The 16,249-nt window shown below is 71.2% G+C and carries 14 protein-coding genes and 1 tRNA gene; 4 read left to right on the top strand and 11 right to left on the bottom strand.

Features of this window, described 5'->3' with window-relative positions:
- Positions 1-95: 95 nt before the first annotated feature.
- The 7 genes from rlmB to ACIGNX_RS33675 form a co-directional block, all read right to left on the bottom strand.
- The gene (gene rlmB, locus ACIGNX_RS33705) at positions 96-1,064 is read right to left on the bottom strand and encodes a 23S rRNA (guanosine(2251)-2'-O)-methyltransferase RlmB (protein ID WP_396545434.1); all 969 of its coding nucleotides are present in this window, start codon (positions 1,062-1,064) and stop codon (positions 96-98) included.
- Positions 1,065-1,068: 4 nt separating this feature from the next.
- On the bottom strand, positions 1,069-2,460 hold the full coding sequence (cysS, locus tag ACIGNX_RS33700; protein ID WP_396545432.1) for a cysteine--tRNA ligase: 1,392 nt from the start codon (positions 2,458-2,460) through the stop codon (positions 1,069-1,071).
- 45 nt (positions 2,461-2,505) lie between these two features.
- Entirely contained in the window at positions 2,506-3,117 is a 612-nt protein-coding gene (locus ACIGNX_RS33695) for an HAD family hydrolase (protein WP_396545430.1), read from the bottom strand.
- An 83-nt stretch (positions 3,118-3,200) separates the two neighbouring features.
- Positions 3,201-3,596: a PPOX class F420-dependent oxidoreductase gene (locus tag ACIGNX_RS33690; protein ID WP_396545428.1), complete on the bottom strand. Its 396-nt coding sequence runs from the start codon at positions 3,594-3,596 to the stop codon at positions 3,201-3,203.
- 5 nt (positions 3,597-3,601) lie between these two features.
- Positions 3,602-4,075: a 2-C-methyl-D-erythritol 2,4-cyclodiphosphate synthase gene (gene ispF / locus ACIGNX_RS33685; protein WP_396545426.1), complete on the bottom strand. Its 474-nt coding sequence runs from the start codon at positions 4,073-4,075 to the stop codon at positions 3,602-3,604.
- A complete protein-coding gene (ispD, locus tag ACIGNX_RS33680; RefSeq protein WP_396545424.1) occupies positions 4,072-4,776 on the bottom strand; it encodes a 2-C-methyl-D-erythritol 4-phosphate cytidylyltransferase in 705 nt (234 codons plus the stop codon). The genes ispF and ispD overlap by 4 nt, the downstream gene beginning before the upstream one ends.
- A gap of 37 nt (positions 4,777-4,813) precedes the next feature.
- Positions 4,814-5,302 carry a CarD family transcriptional regulator gene (locus ACIGNX_RS33675; protein WP_012782996.1) on the bottom strand — a complete coding sequence of 163 codons (489 nt, stop codon included), beginning with the start codon at positions 5,300-5,302 and terminating at the stop codon, positions 4,814-4,816.
- A gap of 303 nt (positions 5,303-5,605) precedes the next feature.
- Here ACIGNX_RS33675 and ACIGNX_RS33670 point away from each other — a divergent pair, with 303 nt between their 5' ends.
- Together ACIGNX_RS33670 and radA are read left to right on the top strand one after the other, a co-directional pair.
- Complete coding sequence (locus tag ACIGNX_RS33670) at positions 5,606-6,388, top strand: hypothetical protein (RefSeq protein WP_396545422.1); 783 nt, start codon at positions 5,606-5,608, stop codon at positions 6,386-6,388.
- A gap of 145 nt (positions 6,389-6,533) precedes the next feature.
- Complete coding sequence (radA, locus tag ACIGNX_RS33665) at positions 6,534-7,901, top strand: DNA repair protein RadA (RefSeq protein ID WP_396545420.1); 1,368 nt, start codon at positions 6,534-6,536, stop codon at positions 7,899-7,901.
- A gap of 46 nt (positions 7,902-7,947) precedes the next feature.
- On the opposite strand, the gene otsB is transcribed toward radA, so the two are convergent.
- The 3 genes from otsB to ACIGNX_RS33650 all read right to left on the bottom strand — a co-directional run bounded on the left by otsB (position 7,948) and on the right by ACIGNX_RS33650 (position 13,518).
- Positions 7,948-10,482, bottom strand: a complete 2,535-nt coding sequence (otsB, locus tag ACIGNX_RS33660; RefSeq protein WP_396545418.1) for a trehalose-phosphatase — start codon at positions 10,480-10,482, stop codon at positions 7,948-7,950.
- A 64-nt stretch (positions 10,483-10,546) separates the two neighbouring features.
- Positions 10,547-11,983 (bottom strand): trehalose-6-phosphate synthase, encoded by a 1,437-nt coding sequence (locus tag ACIGNX_RS33655; RefSeq protein ID WP_396545416.1) that lies wholly within the window; start codon positions 11,981-11,983, stop codon positions 10,547-10,549.
- A gap of 155 nt (positions 11,984-12,138) precedes the next feature.
- Positions 12,139-13,518, bottom strand: a complete 1,380-nt coding sequence (locus tag ACIGNX_RS33650) for a threonine/serine exporter ThrE family protein (protein WP_396545414.1) — start codon at positions 13,516-13,518, stop codon at positions 12,139-12,141.
- Between the two features lie 248 nt (positions 13,519-13,766).
- Here ACIGNX_RS33650 and ACIGNX_RS33645 point away from each other — a divergent pair.
- Positions 13,767-13,839 (top strand) — tRNA-Thr (locus tag ACIGNX_RS33645).
- Between the two features lie 148 nt (positions 13,840-13,987).
- On the opposite strand, the gene ACIGNX_RS33640 is transcribed toward ACIGNX_RS33645, so the two are convergent.
- Positions 13,988-14,329, bottom strand: coding sequence for a hypothetical protein (locus ACIGNX_RS33640; protein WP_396545412.1), 342 nt, complete (start codon positions 14,327-14,329; stop codon positions 13,988-13,990).
- Positions 14,330-15,739: 1,410 nt separating this feature from the next.
- Here ACIGNX_RS33640 and ACIGNX_RS33635 point away from each other — a divergent pair.
- Positions 15,740-16,015: a hypothetical protein gene (locus tag ACIGNX_RS33635; protein ID WP_396545410.1), complete on the top strand. Its 276-nt coding sequence runs from the start codon at positions 15,740-15,742 to the stop codon at positions 16,013-16,015.
- Positions 16,016-16,249: the final 234 nt, after the last annotated feature.

Raw genomic sequence — 16,249 nt, 5'->3', positions numbered from 1 at the left:
CCGGTTCACCGGGCCGGCCGGGGTCGCGGAGCCCGGACGCCCGACCCGGGCCGACCGGCGAGGGCGTGCTCCGCGGGCCCCCGGGCCCCCTCACGTCACCCGCGGATCGCCTGGCGCCTCCGCCGGGCGACCTCCGCCAGCACGACCCCGGCCGCCACCGAAGCGTTCAACGACTCGACCCCGGCCGCCATCGGGATGGACACGGTCTGGTCGCACGTCTCCTTCACCAGCCGCGACAACCCCCGGCCCTCCGACCCGACCACGACCACCAGCGGCCCGGTCGCCAGGTCCAGGCCGTCGACGTCCACGTCACCGTCCGCGTCCAGGCCGATGATCATCAGCCCCGCCTCGGCCCACTCCTTGAGCTGCCGCGTCAGGTTCGTCGCCACGGCGATCGGCATCCGCGCCGCCGTGCCCGCGCTGGTCCGCCACGCCACGGCCGTGATCCCCGCCGAGCGCCGCTGCGGCAGCACGATCCCGTGCGCCCCGAACGCCGCCGCCGAGCGCACCACGGCACCGAGGTTGCGCGGGTCGGTCACGCCGTCCAGCGCCACCAGCAACGGGGGGGTGCCGGCCTCGTTCGCGATCTTGAGCAGGTCGCGCGGCTCGGCGTACTCGTACGGCGGCACCTGGAGGCCGAGCCCCTGGTGCATCGCGCCACCGGTGATCCGGTCCAGCTCACCGCGCTGCACCTCCAGCACGGAGATCCCGCGCGTGGCGGCCAGCTGCACGGCCTCGGCGACCCGGTCGTCCGCGTCGATGCCCAGCGCCACGTACAGCGCGGTCGCCGGGATGCCCGCCCGCAGGCACTCGACCACCGGGTTGCGCCCGGCCACCGTCTCCGGGCCGCTCTCGGCGGCCTTGCGCCGCTGCGCCCGGACCTGGTCGGCCTTCGCCGCGGCGGCGGCCCGCTTGTAGGCGGGGTGGTTGGGCCGGTCGCTCGCCTTCGGCGTCGGCCCCTTGCCCTGCAGGCCCTTGGACTTCTGCCCGCCGGAACCGACGACCGCGCCCTTCTTGGAGCCGGGGTTGCGCATGGCGCCACGGCGCCGGGAGTTACCAGCCACGAGCTCAGTCGTCCTTCAACGTCCACAACGGACCGTCGGGGGTGTCCTCGACGGCGATACCGGCCAGGAGCAGGTGGTCGCGCAGCGCGTCCGCGCGCGCGAAGTCCCGGTCCTTGCGGGCCTGCGACCGCTCCTGCAGCAGCCGTTCCACCAGCACGCCCAACGCGCGCCCGCCCGCGCCGCCGGCCGCGGCGTCGTGCCACCGGGCCGAGAGCGGGTCCAACCCGAGCACGCCGGTCATCGCGCGCACCGACTCGGCGGCGGCACGCGCGCCCAGGTCGTCACCGGACTCCAGGGCCGTGTTGCCCTCGCGCACCCGCTTGTGGATCGCGGCGAGCGCGCCGGGCGTGCCCATGTCGTCGTCCATCGACGCGACGAACGCGGGCGACAGCTCGCCGGCCTCGCCGACGGCGCCGGTGCGCTCGACCACGCGCCGCAGGAACGACTCGATGCGCCGGTAGGCCGACACCGACTCGTCCAGCGCCTCGGGGGAGTACTCGATCGCCGACCGGTAGTGCGGGCCGACGAGGTAGTACCGCAGCTCGGGCGCGCGCACCCGCTCCAGCATCGCCGGGATCGACACGGTGTTGCCCAGCGACTTCGACATCTTCTCGCCGCTGAGCGTCACCCACGCGTTGTGCATCCAGTACCGGGCGAAGCCGTCGCCGGCCGCGCGGGACTGCGCCTGCTCGTTCTCGTGGTGCGGGAAGATCAGGTCGATGCCGCCGCCGTGGATGTCGAACGTGCCGCCCAGGTACGCGGTCGCCATCGCCGAGCACTCCAGGTGCCAGCCCGGCCGACCCGGGCCCCACGGCGTCGGCCAGGACGGCTCGCCGGGCTTGGCCGCCTTCCACAGCGTGAAGTCGCGCGGGTCGCGCTTGCCGGTCGCGGCGGACTCGCCCTGGTGCACCTCGTCCAGCCGCTGCCCGGACAGCGCGCCGTACTCGGGGAACGACGTCACCGAGAAGTACACGTCGCCGTCGGCGGGGTAGGCGTGGCCCTTCTCGACCAGCCGCTCCATCAGGTCGACCATCTGCGTCACGTGGCCGGTGGCGCGCGGCGAGTAGGACGCGGGCAGGCAGCCCAGCGCGTCGTAGGCGTCGTCGAACGCCCGTTCGTGCTGGTAGGCCCATTCCCACCACTCGGCGCCGTGGTCGGCGGCCTTGGTGAGGATCTTGTCGTCGATGTCGGTGACGTTGCGCACCAGCCGCACGGTCGAGCCGTCGCGGGCCAGCCAGCGCCGCAGCACGTCGAAGTTGAGGCCGCTGCGCACGTGGCCGATGTGCGGAACGCCCTGCACGGTGGCCCCACAGACGTAGATCGACGCCGTTCCGCTGACCTGCGGGACGAACTCCCGCATGGACCGGGTCGCGGTGTCGAAGAGGTGGAGGCTCACACCCGAATGGTACGGGCGGTGACCAGAGGGGGTTGAATCGCCCGGTCAGATGTGCTTGCGCAGCACCTGCACCAGCGCGTCCGGCCGACCGGCCGTGGGCAGCGGCTCGACGATCTCCACCCGGCACCCGATGGCCGCCGCGCCGCCGTCGGCCTCGACGCTGTCGCCGACCATCAGCGCCTCGCTGGGGTGCACCCCGAGCCGGTCGCAGGCGATGCGGAAGATCTTGGGGTCGGGCTTCATGAAGCCCTCCTGGTAGGAGAGCACGAACTCGTCCACCCGGTTCTCGACGCCGTGCCGGGCGAAGACGCCCCGGATGTCCCAGGCGATGTTGCTGACCACGGCGGTCGGCACCTCGGTGCCCAGGGCCTGCGCGGTGTCCGGGTACGCCTGCCAGAACGGCGGGCTGCACAGGTTGGCGTAGAACCGCTCGGGGTCCTTCGCGCCCGCCTTGGCCAGCACGGCGAGGTGCATCTCGCGGTGGGCGTCGGGGTCGAGGTCGCGGCGCTCCCACTGCGCCGGGTCGACGTCCAGCCCCTCCGCCACGCCGACGGGCGCGGTGAGCGCGCGCATCAGGTCGGCGTGGGCGGACAGCGAGTCGTGCTCCAAGCGGAACAGGGTGCCGGAGAAGTCGAAGAGCACGGCGCGGATCGTCACATAACGCACGTTACGTGATGAGGACATCGGAGGTCTCGACCTTCCCGCACTGCGAGAGGAGTCTCACCGCCGAAATGCGGCCTTCACACGGCGTTGCCGGTCACCTTCGTGGGCGTCAGGCGCAGCACCACGCGCACCTGACCGGGGGAGGGCGGCGGGAAGTCCCGGCCGTAGTACTTCTGCGCCAGGGCGTTCATGACGGCGAGCCCCTCGTCCTCGACCACCGCCACGGTGCCGCGGATCTCCGCGTACCGCTCCGGGTCCTCGGCGCTCCACACGCTGACGCTGGCCCGCGGGTCGCGCACGAGGTTGCGCGCCTTCGCCCGGTCGCGCAGCGTCGAGAACAACAGGTCGTCGCCGTCGCGGGTGACCCACAGCACCGATGTCTGCGGGCTGCCGTCCGGGTTCAGCGTCGCCATCGCGGCGAAGTTCTTCCCGTCGACCAGGGCGCGCGTCGCCGCGCTGAGGGTGACCGCCATGCCGGTCAGGTTAGTGGCAGGACCAGGGCCGTCGCCACGGCGGCGATGCCCTCGCCGCGCCCGGTCAGCCCCAGGCCGTCGGTGGTGGTGCCGCTGACCGACACCGGCCCGCCGACCGCCTCCGACAGCACCCGCTGCGCCTCGTCGCGCCGCCTGCCGATCTTCGGCGCGTTGCCGATGACCTGCACGGCGGCGTTGCCGACCCGGTAGCCGGCCTCCTCGACCAGCCGGCGCGCCTCGGCCAGGAACTCCACGCCGTGCCGGCCCGACCACCGCGGGTCGCTCGTGCCGAACACCGCGCCGAGGTCACCCAGTCCGGCGGCCGACAGCAGCGCGTCGCACAGCGCGTGCGCGGCGACGTCGCCGTCCGAGTGACCGGCGCACCCGTCCGCGTCGTCCCAGCGCAGACCCGCCAGCCAGCACTCGCGACCGCGTTCCACCTGGTGGACGTCCGTGCCGATGCCCACCCTGGGTGTCACGGCGCTCCCCCGCTCCCGACCAGCAGCGCCTCGGCGACCGCCAGGTCGAACTTCGTGGTGATCTTCATGGCGTCCGGGTGACCCGGGACGGTGACGACCGGGACGCCCAGCCGCTCGACCAGGCCCGCGTCGTCCGTCGCGCCCTCGTGCGCGGCCTCGTGCGCGCGCAGCAGCACGGCCGCGTCGAAGCCCTGGGGTGTCTGCACGACCCGCAGCGCGGCGCGGTCCGGTGTGGCGATCACCACGCCGGACGCGTCGACCTGCTTGACCGTGTCCGCGACCGGCAGCACCGGGATGACGGCGGGGTGACCTGCGGCGACGGCGTCGACGACGGCGTCGACCACGGCCGGCGGGGTGAAGGCGCGGGCCGCGTCGTGAACGAGCACGATGGAAGTGTCGGGGATCTCGCGCAGGGCGTACGTTAGGGCCAGGCGCACCGAGTCCGACCGCTCGGAGCCCCCCGCCACGACGTGCACCGCCCCGCCGGCCGGGGTGGCCAACGGGGCGGTGACGGTGTTCACAACGTCCACTTCGGACGGCGGTGCGGCGATCACGACGTGCCGCACGCGACCGGAGTCGAGCAGGCCGCGCACCGCGCGCACGAGCAGCGGTACGCCGTCGACCGGCACGAGCGCCTTGGGCATGCCGTAGCCCAACCGCTCACCCCGGCCCGCCGCGGGCACGAGCGCGACCACACCCATGTTCGCGGTTTCCGAGACTGTTGTTCGGGTGGAACGATCAGGACGCGGTGGCCAGGACCTCGTCGAGGAGGACCTCGGCCTTGTCCTCGTCGGTGCCCTCGGCGAGCGCCAGTTCGCTAACCAGTATCTGTCGAGCCTTCGCCAGCATCCGCTTCTCACCAGCGGAAAGTCCGCGATCCTTCTCGCGCCGCCAGAGGTCGCGCACCACTTCGGCCACCTTGTTCACGTCACCGGACGCGAGCTTCTCGAGGTTGGCCTTGTACCGCCGGGACCAGTTGGTCGGCTCCTCCGTGTGGGGAGCACGCAAGACCTCGAAGACCTTGTCGAGACCCTCCTGGCCGACGACGTCGCGCACGCCCACGATCTCGGCGTTGTCGGCGGGGACGCGAACCGTGAGGTCGCCCTGGGCGACCTTGAGGACGAGGTACTTCTTCTCCTCGCCCTTGATCACACGGGTCTCGATCGCTTCGATGAGAGCGGCACCGTGGTGCGGGTAGACGACGGTCTCTCCGACCTTGAAAACCATGTGTCCTCTGCCCCTTTCGCTAACCCCATCCTAACACGCCGAGCAATCCCCTCTTCGGCCTGTTGAGATCGGTTCGCGCTGGTCAGGGCCGCGTGGGGGGTTGACAAACCACCCGGTCGCATGCAACGGCCGAGGTCGATCTTGCTCCACTGTGGACGGGCGGGAGGCGCGCCGCGGGTGGTTGCGGGGCACCACGTGCCGCAGGTCCGGACGCACCCGGTTAGGCTCCTGGACTGGTGGTCGGACCCGCTACTACCGGGGACGACCCGCCTCGTCAGCACACCGGGAAGGATCCGAGCAGCCGTGGGTCGCGCACTCCAGAAGTCCACCGCGCCGCGCCGCCTGGCCGTCGTGGCCGCCCTGGCGACGGGCCTCGGCTTGGCCGCCGCAGGTTGCGGCGCAGGTCAGGTCACGCAGACGGACACCCAGGTGGCCGCCGTCAACGGGGCCAACGGGCAGGTGGGCGACGTCGCGGTCCGCGACGCCCAGTTCCTGTTCCCGGTGGCGCACGGGTTCTACGAAGAGGGCGAGGACGCGCCGATCGTCGTCGCGATCGCCAACAACGGCGGCCAGGTCGACAGGCTCACCGGCGTGACCAGCGAGTCCTCCGCGCCCGCCGAGATCAGCGGCGACGCGGTGCTCGAGCCGTCGTCGGTCATCCTCAGCGGCTCCGACCAGGACGACGCGACCGCGAGCGCCACGACGACCACCAAGGCGTCGTCCTCGGCGTCCTCGCAGTCGAACTCCTCACAGTCCAACTCCTCGGCGTCGCAGACGACCACGACCACGCCCACCACCGCGACGTCCGGCTCGCCCGCCGCGACCACGACGGGCTCCGTGACGCCGACCTCGGGCGGTGGCACGTCCATCTCCGCGCCGCCGACCACGGGCACGAAGCTGCCGTCCTCGGTGGACCCGACGGAGCCGGGCTCGGTGAAGATCGTGCTCAAGGGCCTGAAGAAGGCGCTGCGGCCGGGCGAGACGATCCGGGTCACGTTCCTGTTCGAGAAGGCGGGCGAGGTCACCCTGGACCTGCCGATCGGGGCTTCCCCGGAGCCGCGCAAGGACGGCAAGTCCGAGCACTGACGCCCGGCGGACGCGCGTACGGCAAGGGCTCCCGTCAGGGGGCCCTTGTTTCGTCTTCCCCGGACGGGTGATGGTCTTCACAGCGCCCCGCACCCGGCCGGGCACGCGGAACGATCTTGTCGGGGCCGCCGGATAGCCTCCCGGCGTGGCGAAGACGACTGCGCGGGTGGCCAGGCCGACGTACCGGTGCGCCGAGTGCGGGCACGAGGTGGCCAAGTGGGTCGGGCGCTGCCCGGAGTGCCAGGCCTGGGGCACGGTCGAGGAGCGGGGGGTGTCCGCCGCGCCCCGGTTCGTCGCCGGCACGCCCAGCAGCGAGGCGCGGCCCATCGCGCAGGTCGACATCGAGTCCGCGCGGGCCGTCTCGACCGGCGTGCTGGAGCTCGACCGGGTGCTCGGCGGCGGCCTCGTGCCGGGCGCGGTGGTGCTGCTCGCGGGCGAGCCGGGGGTCGGGAAGTCGACGCTGCTGCTGGAGGTCGCCCACCAGTGGGCGCTGTCGGTCGGCCGGTGCCTCTACGTCACCGGCGAGGAGTCGGCGGGCCAGGTGCGGCTGCGGGCCGACCGCACCGGCAACCTGCACGACGAGATCTACCTGGCCGCCGAGAGCGACATCTCCGCCGTGCTGGGCCAGGTGGACGCGGTCAAGCCGAGCATGCTGATCGTGGACTCGGTGCAGACCATGTCGTCGCCCGCGGTGGACGGCGCGCCGGGCGGGGTCAGCCAGGTCCGCGCGGTCACCGCGGGCCTGATCGCCGTCGCCAAGGAGCGCGGGCTGCCCGTCGTGCTGGTCGGCCACGTGACCAAGGAGGGCTCGGTCGCCGGGCCGCGGGTGCTGGAGCACCTGGTGGACGTGGTGCTGCAGTTCGAGGGCGACCGCCACTCCACGCTGCGGCTGCTGCGCGGGGTCAAGAACCGGTTCGGGCCCGCCGACGAGGTCGGCTGCTTCGAGCTGCGCGACGACGGCATCGCGGGCGTCCCCGATCCGTCCGGCCTGTTCCTGCACCGCCGCGACCAGGCCGTGGCCGGCACCGCCGTCACCGTCGTCGTGGAGGGCAAGCGGCCGATGCTCGGCGAGGTTCAGGCGCTGGTCACGCCCACCGCGCTGCCCGCGCCCCGGCGCGCGGTGAGCGGCCTGGACTCGGCGCGCCTGGCCATGGTCCTCGCGGTGCTGGAGAAGCGCGGCCGGGTCGGGCTGGGCAACAAGGACGTCTTCACCGCCACGGTCGGCGGCATGCGGCTCGTGGAGCCCGCCGTGGACCTCGCGGTGGCCCTGGCGGTCGCCTCGGCCGCCAGCGACCTGCCCCTGCCGCACGACCTCGTCGTGGTCGGCGAGGTCGGCCTGTCCGGCGAGCTGCGCCGCGTCAACGGCGTGGGCCGCCGGCTGACCGAGGCCGCCCGGCTGGGCTTCACCAAGGCCCTCGTGCCGCCGGACGCGGGCCCGCTGCCCCAGGGCACGCGCGCGTTGGTCGCCAACGACCTGCACGAGGCCCTGAACCTGCTCAAGCTGAAGAAGTAGCGGACGGTGCCCCCTCGGGCGAGGGGGCACCGTCCGCCGGCAACGCCTACTTCGTGGCCGCGAGCAGCTGCGCGCAGCGGATGAGGCCCAGGTGGCTGTAGGCCTGGGGGTGGTTGCCGAGGGAGCGCTCGGCGATGGGGTCGTACTCCTCGGGGAGCAGGCCGGTGGGGCCGGCGGCGTCGACCATCTGGGTGAACAGTTCTTCGGCTTCGGTGCGGCGGCCGGTGAGCAGGTAGGCCTCGATCATCCAGGCGGCGCAGAGGTGGAAGCCGCCTTCGTCGCCGGGCAGGCCGTCGTCGCGGCGGTAGCGGTAGACGGTGGAGCCGGAGCGCAGTTCGGCCTCGATGGCGGTGACGGTGGCCTGGAAGCGGTCGTCGGTGGGGTCGATGAGGCCGGACAGGCCGACGTGCAGGGAGGCGGCGTCGAGGTCGTCGCCGTCGTAGGCGGTGGTGAAGGACTGCGCCTCCTCGCTCCAGCCGTGCTTGAGCACGTCGGTGGCGATGGTGTCGCGCAGCACCGGCCACGCCGGGTCGACGTCGCGGCCGTAGGTCTCGGCCAGCTTCACCGCCCGGTCCAGCGTCACCCAGCACATGACCTTGGAGTACACGTGGTGGCGCGGTGCGTGCCGCTCCTCCCAGATGCCGTGGTCGGGCTCGTGCCAGCGGCGGGCCACCGCCTCGGCCATGGCCTGCACCATCAGCCAGTCCTGGTCGGTGAGCGAGCCGCGCGCGTCGGCCAGCTGCACGACCAGGTCCACGACCGGCCCGAACACGTCGAGCTGGACCTGCTGGTTGGCCAGGTTGCCCACGCGCACCGGCCGCGACCCGGCGTACCCGGGCAGCGTGTCGATGACCGCCTCGGCGCCCAGCATGGTGCCCTGGAGCGTGTACAGCGGGTGCAGGCGCTCCGGGCCGGGCAGGGTCGACAGCACCCCGTGCACCCAGCCGAGGAACGACTCGGCCTCGCCGGTCGACCCGACCGAGACCAGGGCCTGGGCGGTCAGGGCGGCGTCGCGCAGCCAGCAGTAGCGGTAGTCCCAGTTGCGGATGCCGCCCAGCTCCTCGGGCAGCGAGGTGGTCGCGGCGGCCATGATCGCACCGGTGTCGTGGTGCACCAGGCCCTTCAGGGTCAGCGCCGACCGCAGCACCAGGTCCGACTCCACCGGCGGCAGCTTCAGCGTGGCCGCCCAGTCCGACCAGAACGCCCCGGCCCGCGCCCGCCGCTCGGGCTCGCCCAGCGTGGCCTCCGACAGGTCGTCGGTGCCGCAGCGCAGCTCCAGCAGGATCGGCGCGCCCTCACGGGGCCGCACCACGGCGGTGGCGGTCTCCTGGATGCCGTCGCTGGTGATCTGCCAGTCCACACCCGGCGAGCGCAGCACCATCGGCTCGGAGGTGCCCACCACGCGCAGGCCGTCGCGCTCGCGCAGCAGCCGCACCGGCACCTGCCCGAACTCCGGCCGCGGCGCGAAGGTGATCACCGCGTTGGTCGACCCGGAGATCCGCCGCACCAGGTCGGTGCGGTGCCCGGGCACGTCGTGGTCGAGGTAGTCGGTCACCAACAACCGCGACCAGCGCGTCTCCACGATCATCGTGCCCGGCACGTACCGCTGCCCCAACGGCAGCGACCCGTGTTCCGGCTTGATCGAGAAGTGACCCGCCGACGGACCGCCCAGCAGGTCGGCGAACACCGCCGCCGAGTCCGGCTCCGGGTGGCACAACCAGTTCACCCGCGCATCGGGGGTCAACAACGCCACCGACCGCTCGTTGGCCAGCATGGTCAACCGCTCGATCGGCACCGCCTGGTCACCGTGCAACCACGCGCGGCGCTCCTCCAGCAGGAACGCCAGCACCGTGGCCACGTCCAGCGTGTCGGTGACGTGGAACTCGGCCAGCGACTCGCCGTCACCGACCTTGATGCCCACGTCCGGACCCGACAACCGGGCGAACGCCTTCTCGTCGGTCACGTCGTCGCCCACGAACACCGCCGCGGTCGCCGACGCGCGGTGCCGCAGCACGTCCAGGGCATGTCCCTTGTCCGTCTGCACCACCGCCAACTCGATCACCGCCTTGCCCTCGGTGACCTGCACGCCGTCCCAAGTGGCCGGTCCGGTGCGCACGGTGTGGAGAACCCGCTCCCCCACGGCGGGGTCGGCACGTCGCACGTGCACCGCGATGCTCGCGGGCTTCACCTCGAGGCCGACGCCCTCGTGCCCGGCGACGACCCCCTCCAACTCGGACTCCAGGCGTCGGTGGAGCTGCTTCGCGTCGGCGTCCAGTGCGTGCACGAAACCGACGTCGAACTCGGAGCCGTGCGAACCCACCAGGTGCACCTCGGACGGCAGGCGCGACAGCGTCGCCAGGTCGCGCAGGGCGCGCCCGGAGATCACGGCGGCGGTCGTCTCGTGCAGACCGGCCAGGGAGCGCAACGCGCCCACCGACTCGGGCAGCGGGCGGGCGTCTTCTGGGTTGGCCACGATCGGAGCCAATGTCCCGTCGTAGTCGCAGGCGACCAGCAGGCGCGGTGTGCGTGCCAGCTGAACGATCGCACGACGAAGTTCGGCGGGGAGGGCCTCGGCGGTCAACGCCCCTCCTCAATGCTCGGTGGGACAAGGGTCGGTAACTGTGATCTGATTGTGCTGAACTGATTCAGATCGCGGACTGCACGCCCAAGGCATCAAGAAACGATCGAGCCCATCGGTCGACGTCGTGCGTGAGGACTTGGCGGCGCAGCGCGCGCATCCTACGGCGACCTTCGGCCGGATCGAGCGTGAGGGCGGCCTCCAACGCGTTCTTGACACCGTCCAGATCGTGTGGGTTGACGAGGAACGCGCTCGTGAGTTCGGCCGCCGCTCCGGCGAACTCCGAGAGCACCAACGCGCCGCCGAGGTCGTAGCGCGTGGCGACGTACTCCTTGCAGACCAGGTTCATCCCGTCACGCACCGGAGTCACGACCATGACGTCCGCGGCGCTCATGAACGCGGTCAACTCCCGCCGGTTGACCGATTGGTGCAGGTAGTGGACGACCGGGTGGCCCACGGTCGAGAACTCGCCGTTGATCCGGCCGACCGCCTGCTCGATCTCGCCCCGCATCTGCTTGTAGTGCTCGACGCGCTCCCGGCTGGGCGTGGCGAGCTGGATCATGGTCACCTCGCCGGGGTCGACGCGGCCGTCGGCGAGCAGTTCGTACAGCGCGCGCAGCCGGACGTCGATGCCCTTGGTGTAGTCGAGGCGGTCCACGCCGAGCAGGATCTTCTTCGGGTTCCCGAGGTCTTCGCGGATTTGCCGCGCGTGCTTTTGGACTTCTTTGTCGCGCGCGAGCGCGTCCAGCCCCGCCGAATCGATAGAGATCGGGAATGCCCCGACCCGAACGGTGCGGTCACCGACCTGGACCACACCCGGCCGGGTGCGCACGCCGACCGCGCCCCGGCTCGGTTCCAGGCCCACCAGGCGGCGGGCCAGCCACAGGAAGTTCTGCGCGCCGCCGGGCCGGTGGAAGCCGACCAGGTCCGCGCCCAGCAGGCCGCGGATGATCTCGGTGCGCCACGGGAGCTGCATGAACAGCTCGACCGGCGGGAACGGGATGTGCAGGAAGAAGCCGATGCGCAGGTCGGGCCGCAGCTCGCGCAGCATCGCGGGCACCAGCTGGAGCTGGTAGTCCTGCACCCACACGGTCGCGCCCTGGGCGGCGACCTTGGCGGTCACGTCGGCGAAGCGCTGGTTGACCCGGACGTAGGCGTTCCACCAGCGGCGGTGGAAGGCGGGCGGCGCGACGACGTCGTGGTAGAGCGGCCACAGCGTGCCGTTGGAGAATCCCTCGTAGTAGTCCGCGACCTCCGCGGCGCTCAGCGCCACCGGGTGCAGCTGCAGGCCGTCCTCCTCGAACGCGTCGACCTCCGCGTCCGCGATGCCGGGCCAGCCGACCCACGCCCCGCTGTGCGTGCGCAGGAACGGCTCCAGGGCGGTGACCAGGCCGCCGGGGCTGTGCTTCCACCGCTGCGTGCCGTCGGGCAGGCGCTCCAGGTCAACCGGCAGGCGGTTGGCCACGACCAGGAAATCCGCGCCGTTCTCGCCAATGCTGCTCACCGGGTAGCGCCTCCTAAGGGATTCGTCTCGCCCACCGTCGAGGTTAGTGGGAACGCGCAGGTTGGATGCCCTGTCGTCGGCCCCGTCACACTGTGTTGACTTGACGAAAGAGCGTCAGGTGGGCGATCTCACGTGGAAAGGGCGTGTTCAGGTGGTCACCGCCGGGAACGGGCGGCGAGCCTGCCCAGGCCGGTGCGGACGGGACGCCCCAAATGTTCACCCAGGACGACGCCGCTCGCGAGCGCGAGCGCCGTGCCGGCGGCCAGCGCGAGGGTGGACAAACCGGTCGGATCGCCCTCCGCGGTGAGCTGGTACAGGCCCCGGTAGGTGGTCCAGCCGGGCAGCAGGGGCACCATGCCCGCCACCGCCACGAGCAGCGGCGGCATCCCGAGCCGGCGCGAGACGACCTTGCCGCCGAAGCCGACGACGGTGGCCGCGACGGCCGCGCACGTGATGGTGTTCGTTCCGGTGAGGGCGAGCAGGCCGTAGCTGCCGGTGCCGACCGCGCCCGCGGCGGCGGCCACCGGCAGCGCCCGCACCGGCGCGTAGCTGGCCAGGGCGAAGAACGCGGCGGTGCTCGCGCCGGCCGCGAACTGCACCGGGACGTCCGAGATCAGCGGCGGCAGCGGGTCGGTCACGGTGGTCCGCACGCCGAACTGGACGCCGGCGCGCAGGGTCAGCGCGATGCCCGCGATCAGGCCCGCGGTGAGCAGCGCGACCTCGACCGTGCGGCCGGCGGCGGTGACGTTGTAGCCGGTGATGGCGTCCTGCACGGTCCCGACCAGCGACAGCCCGGACAGCAGCACCACGATCCCGGTGGCGATGAGCAGCGACGGCCGCACGCCGGTCAGCAGGTCCGCCGCGTACAGCGCCACCGCCACCGCCGTGGCCAGCGCGCCGCCGACGACCTGCTGGAAGAAGAACGGCAGCGAGCGCCGGTTGAGCAGCCGCCCGACCCGGTCGATCAGCGCGGTCACGACCGCCGCCGTCGCCGCGAGCGGCGGGCCGCCGCCGACCAGGAGCGCCACCGAGGCCGCCATGCCGGCCCACGCCAGCGTGGCGACCCACCGGGGGTAGGGGTGCTCGGCGCGACCGATCCGCTCGATCGCGGCGATCGCGTCCACCGCCGTGACCCCGCCCGCGGCGATCCGCCGGATCAGGTCCTCCACGGCGGCGAGCCGGGTGTAGTCGACGCTGCGGCCGCGCACCACGCGCAGCGCCGTGGCGGGCGGCGCGCCCGTGCCGCGGTGGCAGGAGGCGGTGATCGCCGTGTAGGTCACGTCGACTTCGGTGTGCGGCAGGCCGTACGCGGTCGCCACGGCCAGGACCGTGGCCGTCACGTCGGCCGCGCCTGCCCCGCCCGCCATCTGCGCCTCGCCGACGCGCAGCGCGAGGTCGAGCACCAGGTGGACGGTCGCCTCGTCCGGGAGGGGCGGTCCCTCGACGGGTGGCGCCTCCCCGGTGTGCCGGGTCCGGTGCCACGCCCGCCGCCGCCACAGCCGCACCCGGAGCCGCCCTTCCCGCCGGTCCGCCACGCCCGTCGTGTCGCAGTCGAGGCTGTGTCCTGCGCCACCCTCGGACGAGCTACCTGGACCAGGTGATTCGATCACTGTCCGTTCGATACTGTTGATGCCGCTGGCCTGCGGTTATACCGACGGCCGACGCCACCCGGACGGTACCCGCGACCTCCGGACGGACCAACGCCACCCCGGGGTGAGCAGACCGTTCGCCGCAGGTGGCACCCCGTGCGGGCGCTTACGATGTTCCCGGCCTCCGGGCCGACGCCGGTGTAGCTCAATTGGCAGAGCACTCGCCTTGTAAGCGAAAGGTTGCGGGTTCAAGTCCCGCCACCGGCTCGACACGAATCGCCCCCTGACCGGGGAAGACCCTGGTCAGGGGGCGTCTTCATGATCATAGCGGGTCTCGGTCCGGGTCTCGGTCGTCACCCCGCTGAATCGGGGTTCAACTTGAACCGACCGCCACGCTGAGGTGTCGTGCGTCGTCTCAGGCTTCGATGAGCCTGAAACCGTAGGAGGTCCTCGTCTTCCCGGATGCGCAGTAGGCGAAGGACCCTCGGCGGTCGCCCGCCCATCGCGTCGCGCCGGTCTTGTAAGAACCGTCGCTGCAGTAGACGTATGCCTGGTAGCTGTCGGGGCCGTTCCCGTCGACCCACCCGCCGAAGCTGCTGGACGTGTTCAGCGTCACGTGAGCGTCCCCGAACCACTGCGGTGCGACCGTGCCGGTGCCCGTGTCGGTGGCGGCATCGGCGTACGCGGCGGTCGCCGGTGCCACGCTCGCGCAAGCAATCGCCACTGCGGCCAGGGCCAGTCGCATTTTGCTGTTCATTCAATCCCCTTATTTTCCGAAAATGGGCGCGTTGAAACTTTCAACCGCTTCTCCGGGATTCCCCCCCCCCCCCCCGAACGCGTTGCCCGGTCGTAGATTGCCAGACTGTCCGTCGGATTGGTGGAGCTTTACCGAGGTTCACTCGAACGGTCTACATTCGACGGAATTCGGCACAGCGTGGAATTCAAGTGAATCCCACTATGTCTAAAGATGATCTTCAACCTGTCTGGCGATGCTGCTGGCCAACGCGGTGGATACGTGTTGGTACCGGGCCGTCATGGGCACCTGCGACCAGTCCGTCACCTCCATGACTGCCTGGGTGATACGCCCAACACCATCAGAATCGTGGCGGCGGTGTGCCGGGCATCGTGTAGGCGCGCATCGCGGACACCTGCTTCTCGCAGCAGTTCCTCGTGCCACTCCGGCCCGACAGTTTCCCGTTCGGCACCCTGGGTCGCCTTGTGCTCTCGGAGCGGCTTTACCAGCGGCTTGGGAATGCCGACCGCACGCCTTCCCGTCCGTGATCTCACGTCCACTTCCGGAGCCCATCGCCATGGCGTTGTGGGCACGTTGAAGCGTGCGCCGTGCACGTGGGCGGACAGGGTGAGGGACACGGCTTACGGTGGTGTCGGGTGCAGTTCTTCTTGCAAAGCTGGGTCTTGTGGTGTGCAGAGTCGCGCTCCTGAGGATCGGCGCATCCGTATTGCCACATGTGGCGCTGAAGTTGCCGAAATGTGCGGAGCACACCGTTGTCCAGGTCGATCCGCGACCACTTCAAGCCCAGTACCTCACCCTTTCGCAGACCGAGCGCGAGCGCCATTGCGAACCGCACACCGTTACGGCGCTTGACGGTTGGTTCAGAACGTGCCGGGTCTCTTCACCCGTGAATGGGATCACCTCCTGTTCCCCTACACGAGGTGCCTTCGCCAAGCGCGCCGGGTTCGAGGTGGGGTGCTTGCGCGCTACAGCGACGTTCAGGGCCGTTCGCGCAGTCCGGGAACCCTTGTGGGGACGCCCGTGGGGACTGTTCTCCACCCGGCGCGAGGGTCCCTGCCGGAGTGCCCCTGTGCGGTTGTCAAGCCGCAGTGGGCGTGGTGTCTGGTAAGGACTAATGTGGAGACCCGCCAATGCATCATTTCGGTCATATCCGACCACCTCGATAAGGGATCGGTCAGGCGAGTGCCGGTCATCGGCATGGAGCAAACCGAATAATGATCGCATTTCGGTTCGGCTGAGTGTCCGCCGCGTTGCCGCCACCCGGTGGTACACACTGCGACAGCTGAGTGACCCATGTGGACAGGGGCATCGGGACGTGTTTAGTTGTCCTTCGCAGCCTTGAGATTTCTTAGATGAATTCCGTCCGTCATGGAGGTTCGTTCCATGCGTTCAGGTGTTTTCAAAATGTTCGCCGTGGCCGGCGCGCTCACCGCGAGTACGGTCCTCGTGCCCGCCGCCAACTCCACGGCCGAGGCGAGTGACGTGACCATCATGGCCAGTCAGGCCCACGTCAACTCCAACATCACGTACACCTGGCTCTACGTGAGCCCGCACGGCGATACCCACTACGACGTCAAATTGGGGGCCTGCACGAACTTCTGGTACGACGTCATCGACAACGGTCGCTACCACGACATCACTCACAACGGGTGGGTCTCGACCGACAAGGCGGGTCCTGGTTGGTGCTGATCAAATACGGTTGGTGTTGATCAGGGTTAGGCGGCAACGGCCGCGTGCTCGGTAACCCGCCGTGAGCGGACTTCAGGCGCGGTGAGCGGCTGCTGGGGGAAGTGCGCGAGAGGGAAGCGGACAGGCCGCCAGGGCGCTTCTCAGTGCCTGTTTCCGAGCTTGAGGTGGTGAAGGCCCCTTTGGTGCGCAGACGGGGGAACTCCTGGTAGATCGGACGTTGTCGAAGCGCCGCTC

Source organism: Actinosynnema sp. NPDC053489, assembly GCF_044544865.1.
In the GTDB taxonomy this organism is placed as follows: domain Bacteria; phylum Actinomycetota; class Actinomycetes; order Mycobacteriales; family Pseudonocardiaceae; genus Actinosynnema.
This window is presented reverse-complemented; position numbering and strand designations above follow the sequence as displayed.

Coding starts and splice junctions, on each gene's coding strand:
- ACIGNX_RS33675 (WP_012782996.1), bottom strand. CDS start 5,302: ATGGTTTTCAAGGTCGGAGAGACCGTCGTCTACCCGCACCACGGTGCC.
- ACIGNX_RS33690 (WP_396545428.1), bottom strand. CDS start 3,596: ATGGCGGTCACCCTCAGCGCGGCGACGCGCGCCCTGGTCGACGGGAAG.
- ACIGNX_RS33640 (WP_396545412.1), bottom strand. CDS start 14,329: ATGAACAGCAAAATGCGACTGGCCCTGGCCGCAGTGGCGATTGCTTGC.
- ispD (WP_396545424.1), bottom strand. CDS start 4,776: ATGGGTGTGGTCGCGCTCGTGCCCGCGGCGGGCCGGGGTGAGCGGTTG.